The following is an 8,549-nucleotide window of genomic DNA, read 5'->3' as shown; positions in this document are numbered from 1 at the left end:
TAGTAATTGCCGAGACGGAAACATGGAATAACCTGGGAACCTCGAACGCCAGTATTTTTTGCACTTTGCTATGTTTTGAAGAAACAAATTCGCTTCGCAATAAGCCCGAAAGATTTAAAGTACCATTTCAGATAATGCGGCATCCATGAAATGAGTTTAAAATTGCTCTTTCCTATTGTGCGATCTCTCCATTCAGTTGGTAACTCATTAATGGGCTTCCTGGCTCTAAAAGCCTTGTAACAGAGTTCAAGCGCAACCTCAAAACCTCCTACGCTTTCTATTTGTTGAGCTTTTAGCCATTCGCCATCGTAAAGCTTAAAATTATTCGTGGCGTCTGCGGTTGGGAACCCAATTAAACTGAGCGACACGCCAGCAAGCCGCGAAAGCGTGGATTTAATTAACCCGCCACCATACTGCTTACCCCCTCGCATGTAGCGCGAAGGAGAAACAATTACCGCTCCCTTCTGCCACATCTCAATCATCTCGGGAATAATCGAGAGCTTGTCCGAATTATCCGCCATTAAAACAATCACCGGGCCCGAACTAACTTGCGAGAAACCCCACTTAAGAGCATTCAACACACCTCGCCCATAGGCATTCTTTTGCGCATTTATGCGATTGTCGGCCTGCGCGAGTTCCTTAATAACAGGCAAAGTGGTATCGCCATCCATGTCGTAGACAAAAGTAAGCGCATCAAATTCTATAGCCTCTCTACGAAGTCCATTGTAAAGAACCCTAACATTTTCAGCCTCGTTATAAACCGGCACTAACAACTGCACAGCCCAGTTCTTGGGACTGCTAAGAGGAGCCGCTAATGATGTTCTATCGCCCAAAACAACCATCAGATGTTACCAAGCTTTACCTGCTCCTCTACCCAGGGAATAACTTCATCCAATATATTCTCTAAACTAGTCGTCGCCTCAAACCCCAAAACGCGACTCGCCTTGGAACAATCCGGAACGCGTTTCTGAACGTCGTAAACAAAAGGCTTGTCACAAACGTATCTAAACGGCTTGTCGCCATTAATGCGCTTCCAAATTAACTCCGCCAACTCTAAAACTGTAGTAGACCTAGCAGTGGAAATATTAAAATCCTCATTCAGTGCGCGCTCATCCTCAATGCACAGCCTAATCCCGCGCGCTAAATCCCCGCCATAAGTATAATGCCTGAGCTGCGAACCATCGCCCAAAAGATGTAGCGGATCCTGCCCTTTAATCACCTTCTGAATGAGATCGGGAACAACATGGCTCATGGCAAGCCTAATATTGCCAGAAACAATTTCTTTATCGCTTAACGCGCGCTGCTCTCCAACTCCTACACAGTTAAATGGACGCACGATGGTGTAAGGGAGTCGATACTGCTCAAAAGCACCCCTTGCAAAATATTCGCAGGCAAGCTTCTGAAATCCATAGGTGCTTAGCGGCGGCGGCGATTTTAATTCGGCTCCCTCAGGAGTAGGGAAAATATTAGTCGACTCAAAAACCATGCTAGAGCTTAAAAGGGTAATTTTTTTTAGCTTTCCAGACTCAAAAGCATCGATAGCGGCGTCAAAGGTCGCAGCTATAATGCGCTCATTCTCCGCCAGCAAATCGTAGGCAAACTCGTGAAAATAACTAATCCCCCCGATCATCGCCGCGCCGGCAAGCACGTGATCGCAGCCGCTAATTAGCTCTTTTAAAAAATCTACGTTCTTTACATCGCCACGATGAAACTCATAACGTGGATTAGAATCGTACGATTTTTGAATCAAACCATACTTGGAATAGTTATCTACTCCAACAACATGCCATTTGTTGTTAAGCAACTCCTGCACTACATATCCACCAATAAACCCAGCCGATCCCGTAACTAGTATCTTCTTTCCCACTAACAATTCCTCTTTTAAAAAAGCAAAACTACAAATTCCCACTTGAAATTTCGAGCGTCCTATCCCGATAATACCCCCAGACGTCTACTATAGGTTTAGAAATTTTTAAATCCTGGTACTCCCTATGCGGCGTACAAAGTATCAGCCCATGAGCCTCTTGCAGCAACTCATCCAGGGGCTTAGAGTCCGCTATGAACGGGTCGTTCAACAACACCGTCGCACCCTCAAATTCCAAACCCTTCTTAACGCGATAACTTAACGACTCCCTAATGTCGTCGTTATTTGACTTAAACGCCATCCCTAGCAAACCTACCGTCTTGCCCCAAAGATTTCCGCCCAACATTTTACTCATCCTGTCAACTACAAAAGTTGCCAACCCCTCGTTTACTAACATGGCCGAATGCCCGAGATAAAACTGATTGTCGAAATAACTAGCTAGCTGCATAGTGTCTTTAAACAAACATGGGCCAGCCGCAAAACCCGGCGCCTTGTATCCAGAGGCGCGCGGATAATCGTGGCGGATTGCGTCATATACGCGATAAAAGTCTACGCCCTTTGATTCGGCTATCATGTAAAATTGATTAGCAATGGCAAACTCCAAATACCGCCACGCGTTTGCCATCAACTTTGTAATTTCAGCCTCTAATGGGTTTAAGCGTATAATACTCGGCGCAATTGCAGCAAAAAGTGAACTCGCTATCTGAAAACTCTCCTCGTCAAAAGCAGATACAATTTGCGGCAGAGTCTTTATTTCCTCCAGGGCAAACCCCTGAGAAACCCGCTCAGGACAAAAGGCGAGCCTCACCGCCACACCCATAGCGTCTAAGCGGTGTTTTAGGTGCTCCATAGTGCCTGGAAAGAGCGTAGAGCGCATTATAATCGCCACACCTGCTGAAAAATACTCTCGATAATTGTCAAAGATGCGAATGACGTCGGAAAGTTTTGGATTTAGGTGCTCATCTACAGGCGTGCCGGTAACAAAGATTAACACATTGGCATCGCGACATGCGCGCGGGTCAGTTGTCGCGACTAGACCCATTTCGAGCGCAGCTCTGAGCTCGGCATCTCCTCCCTTCTCAAGGAATGGAAAATGGCCGCTGTTAACCGTATCCACAGCTCGCTGGTCAATATCCACCAAAAACGTCTTAGCACCAGCCAACGCAAATGTTACTCCCAGCGGCAAACCCACATGCCCACAACCGCCAATAACGACAATATTTTGTTCTCTAATGTCTAAGGACTTCATGTTAAATACCCGCCACCGTTACTCGAACAATTAAATAATACTGATCACTCGTCAATTCAGCTAGGCTTATATGCAACTACAAAAGTTTGCTGCCCAAAGAGTCGCCATAACATTCGACACTTTAAATAGAGCCTAACAGTTGCAGGGCCAGCCAATTTACCAATCCTCGACTTTACAGTATACGGCAAAAACCGGGGAACAACTTTCTCAATTTCAAAACCACATACTTCAAGCATTTCAACTAAACTGTGCTCTGTAAGCGGAATATGGTGATCGCTATAATCCCAATACGCAGCACCCGTATACCGAATATTTGGCTGCAACACTAGCACCTTTCCCCCGGGTTTTAACACAGAATAACACTCCTCCAAAACCTTAATAGCGACACTTTTATGCGGCATGTGCTCCAAAAAATTGCTCATAAATACCACGTCGACCAAAGAGCCGACAGAATCGCTTAACTGAGTTGCTGGGGCCTGAATAGTCTCTATCCCTTCCTGTCGAAGTGCCAAAACATGTGGACTAATATCCACAGCGAGGCGCTTTCGCGCTCGAATATTCTTAATAAAATTTCCATCCCCAGCACCTAAATCCAACACCGTATCGGTTGGCAAAACATATTGTTGAAAAAAATCTTCAACCAAAACTTTCCACGTCTCCTGACGAACGCGATCTTCGATCTCGGAAAACCGTTTTGCATATACCGTCTCTTCTTTACTAGCGCCCTCTTCCCAAGGAACAACCATATTCATCTCTGATAATTGTCGCTGCTCTCTTGCCATCTCTGTTTTATCCTTTTTAGGACGTCCTTTTTTCGACACGCCCTTATCGGCCAATTAAAAAAACTAAACTCTACCTCGTTCTGCCATAGCCAACTTAAACGCTTTAATAATTGAGCTGTATCGCCCAAATAGGCGAACTATTTTTGGGGCATACTTTTTTGTTGCTCTAAAAACCCTCTTCCATTCTCCTCTCCGCAATAACCAAATGGCTCGCTTTGTCAAAAGCTCAATGCGATAGAGCCGGTTGTTCTCATCGGGGATAAACCCCAAACAAATAACCTCTGCTTTCTTTTTCTTGCTGCAGTCATTAGTTGCCGTAGCGTCGAGGACTTGTGGCGCTGCAATAAACGGATATATAGCGCGCTCCAAACCATCTAATATCAGCGGGAACGCCTGCATCGAGTCACAGCCACCACTGCGCACCAGATTAAGGCGCAGACGAAAACGACTCCCGCCCCGTGGCCGAAAAAAAAGCGGAAATGAAATATTCAGCCTACCTTTTATGGGTATATCAGAAGCCATAATTTTTAGGCGTCTAACCGGTAGGCCACCTCTCGTCAAAATACTTATCTCTAAACCGCCTATCGCACTTCTAGCCGCCTCATTTGCAAGCGACACTGGCAACTCAACTCCCCTAATGTTTTCAGCTGGGATCACAAACTCTTGCTCTACGCGACATTGCTTTCCTCCCAAATGCACGTCCACAGTTTCGCCCTGGTAGTTTAAATAGGCTGGCCGACCACAAACAGCTCCTAAAACTGGCTCCACAGCTTTTGCCTTAACCGGGTGCTCAAGAAAGTCGACCAAAGGTAAAATTGTCTTATCCCACGTAAAGCGACTCGCTACGAGGGATGCGGCGTTAGACCCTTTTTTCGCTAGCAATAACGCATCCTCAAAAACTTCAGAAACAGCTTGATTGATGCTGTCTATACCAGCCGTATCTACTAGCCAGCCCGCATCGAACTCTGCAATGTGCTCGCTTAACTCTGAATAGTTGTTGTAGATAACGGGCAAACCACACCACATATACTCAATAGTTCTCGTGGTAAACGCTAGTTCTCGCTCGAGATTGTACTCCATAGCCTCAACTGCAACGCTCGAACTTCTGTAAATATCTATTAACTCGTTCCGGCCCACGTAGTCATAAACACCTATGCGGCTTGACCGTTTGGCGAGATTTGCTACGCGCTGATAAGTATCAAAAATAAACTCCTCGCGAGCTGAATTCCCCTGGCGCTCGTGTGGTGTGCCATAAATGGCAATTGAACCTTTTTGCCTGCGAACAATTTCTTCACAAACTGCAAAGACCGCGCGAGATTGGTTTTGCCAGGGGAACCACCCTCCCCCACTTACAAACTTCGGCAATAAATCGTCACTACCGCAAAACTCCAGACGTAACGGCAACTCGGGCGAAAGCGAAATTGGAATGTAGCGAATAAAATGCTCATCGCCACAAACGCGACCCGCTTGCAGCAACCATCCATAAAAATATAAGCGCTGGCGTTTGCCCGCCGCTAATAGACAGTCGGCACGAGATAATACTTTTACTTTTCTTTCAGTGCTAACCGGTCGCCCCCACATAGAAGTCTCGACAAGGCGCGAGCCGTGTAAGTCAATTATGAGCGGAATGTCTACATCTCCTTTAAGATTAAAATGATCCCAATTAGAAGCAAATAACACGGCGTCAGGGCGCTCGCGCCGAAGAATGTCGTCCTGAGTGTCAAAAGTCCAAAGCAACTCGCGGTATTCGGGTGGAATCTGTGGATAGTGCTTTTTTGCCAAGTACGTAAATCCTGGCATAGATGCGATAACTTCTATCCCCTTACTCTCTAATCCGCGCATTAGCTGATAGCACCTCAAGCCTCCACCACTGGTGGGGAGCTCGCCAAATGGCATAAGGTCGTTGCTAAAAAGAAGTACTTTCATTGACTAAGTGGTTCGCGCGCGTATATTGCGAATTACATCAAACATTATTTAAACTGCCAATAAATCATATAAAAACATATACCCTTCGGAGAAACTAAGTTAGAGGGATTTATTTATTATATATAGAGAATTACATTAATCTTTTTCGCACGGAATAAGCAGATCCGCCTTGAGGATATACGACATAAAGCCGCAATTTTCAATCGTATATAGTTTCGCTGGGGCGACGGACGAAAAATATGCTCAGTAGATAACAGTATGAAATTTATCGTTTTTGCAACTGATTTATTGCCGATTGCAGGTTTACCCACAAGTGGCACTGCTTTGCGAACGCATGGGATGGTTGAGGGATTGCGAGCAAATGGGCACGAGGTCGTCGTATCAGTTCCGCAAAATGCTATAGATGGGGCTAAGAGGATGCCTAATTTTGGGGAAGTCATGTCAAAGTTGCCCCCATCGGCAATAGGAACTTTTAGGGACTACGAGCGCCTTAGTTTTAATTCTTTTAACCAGGCTAATATTCTTTCGGATGTAAATCCTGACGTGATTTTCTGCGGACATTGGCCTGCAATGATTTTACCTAGGAAACCCAGCCAGGCGCTAATAGTCGACCTTGCCGGCCCACATTTGCTAGAAAGGCACTTTCAGCAGTCGCCAGAGCAACACGGTGCTACGCTGGCAAAACTTGGCGTTATGGCTACTGCCGATTACTTCGTCGTTTCCGGAAACTCGCAGCGCTTGTATTTTTTATCCTTCTTGCTCCGAGCGCAACTTTCAGAACCGGAGAGGCGTCTAGTTACCATTCACATGCCACTTAATCCAAAACTGCCTCAGCGCAATTTTGAAGGGCCTAACTCAAACGATTATCCGCGCTTTGTCTTTGGGGGCGTTTTCTTGCCTTGGCAGGATCCGACTAAAGGCTTGCTTGCCGTAAATTCAGAAATTAAGGCGCGCGGCAGTGGATCGCTAACTCTTATCGGCGGCAAACATCCCAATTACGACATTAAATCTGGAACATACGAAACCCTATTTGAGCAGTTATCTGCAAACCCTCATGTGTCGACCTGCCCAATGTTGCCTCTCGACTTATTTGTAGAGAAATTACTACAAGCCGACGTCGCCGTGGACTTAATGAAATGGAACATGGAGCGTCAGTTGGCAATGACTATTCGCTCCACGACTTACCTTTGGGCTGGAGTTCCGGTAATTTACAACGATTTTGCCGACCTTGGCATGTTAATTAGACAATTCGACGCCGGCTGGTGCATCTCACCAAATGATAATTTAGCGATGGAGCAAGTGTTAGCGGAAATTTATTCGCAACCAGAAAGGGTACGAGAGAAATCTAAGAACGCCTCGCGCCTAGCACGAGAAATCTTTTCATGGAACATTGCCGTTAAGCCACTTCTAGATCTCATTTCGAGCTATCAAACCACCAAGAGCTTGCAGACTGACATAGTTTTCGACTTTCCAGAAAATTCGGAGCTAGCTATTTCAAGCACTGCTAGCATCGGACAATATTTCACCTGCCGCATGAGTGGCCTTGCCAAAGTGGAAGTTCGAGTTGCGACGCATGATAGAAAATGTCTTAACCCTATTAATTTAAAACTTTACGAAGTCGACGCATCCGCCACAATGGGCTCCTCGCGCAATAGCACTCCACAGTTAGAAGCGCTAGTAGCTTCGGCAACGGTCGAAGCAGAACTCGTCCACAACAACGAATGGCTATCAGTTGAAACTACGCCAATAAAAGATTCGCAGGGAAAATCCTTCTTGCTTGAAATCTCCTCCCAAGAAAGCGATAGAGATCACTGTGTTTGCCCCTGGGCGATTAATTCTAGTCCCTACCCATTGCTAGGACTCTATTATCAAAATAGGAAAATTAGCCATTCCGGTCTCTGTATGCGCACCATCTGCTATAGCACAGAGTGAGGCTCAAATTGTTTGGGTTGACGACGATGCAAACTGCGCTCGATAGCAGAGAAAAGCCCCGACCGGATACTGCCTTAAAAGTTGCCGTTATTATTGTCACATTTAACAACGCCGATACGATTGAAACGTGCATTGCTTCGGCATTAAGCCAAAGCGGATTCTCGCTAAATAACGACTTACTGGTCCTGCTGGCGGACAATAATTCTACTGACGGAACTGTGGATCTTGTAAACCGGGCGTTTGGCGAGGAGATAATTCTCTGCAAAAATTCCAGCAATTTAGGTTTTTCGCTAGCGAACAATCAGGAGATTGCCAAGGCTCTAAACCTTGGCGCTGATTATGTCATGCTGCTAAATCCCGATGTGCGCTTAAATCCGAACGCCTTGCGTTACTTGGTCGATGCCTTGAAGGTCGACCCTTTTGCTGGCGCAGCTTGTCCGAAGTTGTACCGTAGTGATACTGCGCTAAAGCCCATAATGCCGCTACAGTTTGATTCGACGGGAATGTACATGACACCTGCTCTTCGCCACTTTGATAGGGGTTCAAATGTAGCCGATGTTGGCCAATTCGATGCCGAGAGCTACGTCTTCGGTGCAAGCGGCGCGGCGGTCGTTTTTTCGAGGCCCTTTATTCTCGATGCAGCCTTCCATAGCGGCAATCGAGGCGAACCACTAGAGCTCTTTGACAACTCGTTTTTTATATACAGAGAAGACGCCGACCTCGCCTGGCGCGGACAGTGGCTTGGATGGAAATGTCGTTACGTACCTAAAGCAGTTGGATATCATCGACGAGTCGT

Annotated in this window: 7 protein-coding genes; 2 read left to right on the top strand and 5 right to left on the bottom strand. The window is 46.2% G+C overall.

Going from position 1 to position 8,549, the window contains the following annotated elements:
• Window positions 1-68: 68 nt before the first annotated feature.
• The 5 genes from IT291_02600 to IT291_02580 all read right to left on the bottom strand — a co-directional run bounded on the left by IT291_02600 (window position 69) and on the right by IT291_02580 (window position 5,821).
• Window positions 69-842: a glycosyltransferase gene (locus IT291_02600; protein ID MCC6220109.1), complete on the bottom strand. Its 774-nt coding sequence runs from the start codon at window positions 840-842 to the stop codon at window positions 69-71.
• Window positions 842-1,867, bottom strand: a complete 1,026-nt coding sequence (locus IT291_02595) for an NAD(P)-dependent oxidoreductase (GenBank protein MCC6220108.1) — start codon at window positions 1,865-1,867, stop codon at window positions 842-844. The genes IT291_02600 and IT291_02595 overlap by 1 nt, the downstream gene beginning before the upstream one ends.
• 28 nt (window positions 1,868-1,895) lie before the next feature.
• The gene (locus IT291_02590; GenBank protein ID MCC6220107.1) at window positions 1,896-3,113 is read right to left on the bottom strand and encodes a nucleotide sugar dehydrogenase; all 1,218 of its coding nucleotides are present in this window, start codon (window positions 3,111-3,113) and stop codon (window positions 1,896-1,898) included.
• A gap of 56 nt (window positions 3,114-3,169) precedes the next feature.
• Window positions 3,170-3,859 carry a class I SAM-dependent methyltransferase gene (locus IT291_02585; GenBank protein MCC6220106.1) on the bottom strand — a complete coding sequence of 230 codons (690 nt, stop codon included), beginning with the start codon at window positions 3,857-3,859 and terminating at the stop codon, window positions 3,170-3,172.
• A 99-nt stretch (window positions 3,860-3,958) separates the two neighbouring features.
• Window positions 3,959-5,821, bottom strand: a complete 1,863-nt coding sequence (locus IT291_02580; GenBank protein MCC6220105.1) for a glycosyltransferase family 4 protein — start codon at window positions 5,819-5,821, stop codon at window positions 3,959-3,961.
• Window positions 5,822-6,079: 258 nt separating this feature from the next.
• Between IT291_02580 and IT291_02575 the strand changes: the two genes are divergently transcribed.
• The gene (locus IT291_02575) at window positions 6,080-7,753 is read left to right on the top strand and encodes a hypothetical protein (GenBank protein ID MCC6220104.1); all 1,674 of its coding nucleotides are present in this window, start codon (window positions 6,080-6,082) and stop codon (window positions 7,751-7,753) included.
• On the top strand, window positions 7,750-8,549 hold an 800-nt coding region (locus IT291_02570; protein MCC6220103.1), incomplete at its 3' end, for a glycosyltransferase family 2 protein. The genes IT291_02575 and IT291_02570, both read left to right, overlap by 4 nt.

It is taken from the genome of Deltaproteobacteria bacterium, from assembly GCA_020845775.1.
In the GTDB taxonomy this organism is placed as follows: Bacteria; Bdellovibrionota_C; UBA2361; order SZUA-149; family JADLFC01; genus JADLFC01.
This window is presented reverse-complemented; position numbering and strand designations above follow the sequence as displayed.

Coding starts and splice junctions, on each gene's coding strand:
- IT291_02600 (MCC6220109.1), bottom strand. CDS start 842: ATGGTTGTTTTGGGCGATAGAACATCATTAGCGGCTCCTCTTAGCAGT.
- IT291_02590 (MCC6220107.1), bottom strand. CDS start 3,113: ATGAAGTCCTTAGACATTAGAGAACAAAATATTGTCGTTATTGGCGGT.
- IT291_02585 (MCC6220106.1), bottom strand. CDS start 3,859: ATGGTTGTTCCTTGGGAAGAGGGCGCTAGTAAAGAAGAGACGGTATAT.
- IT291_02580 (MCC6220105.1), bottom strand. CDS start 5,821: ATGAAAGTACTTCTTTTTAGCAACGACCTTATGCCATTTGGCGAGCTC.
- IT291_02575 (MCC6220104.1), top strand. CDS start 6,080: ATGAAATTTATCGTTTTTGCAACTGATTTATTGCCGATTGCAGGTTTA.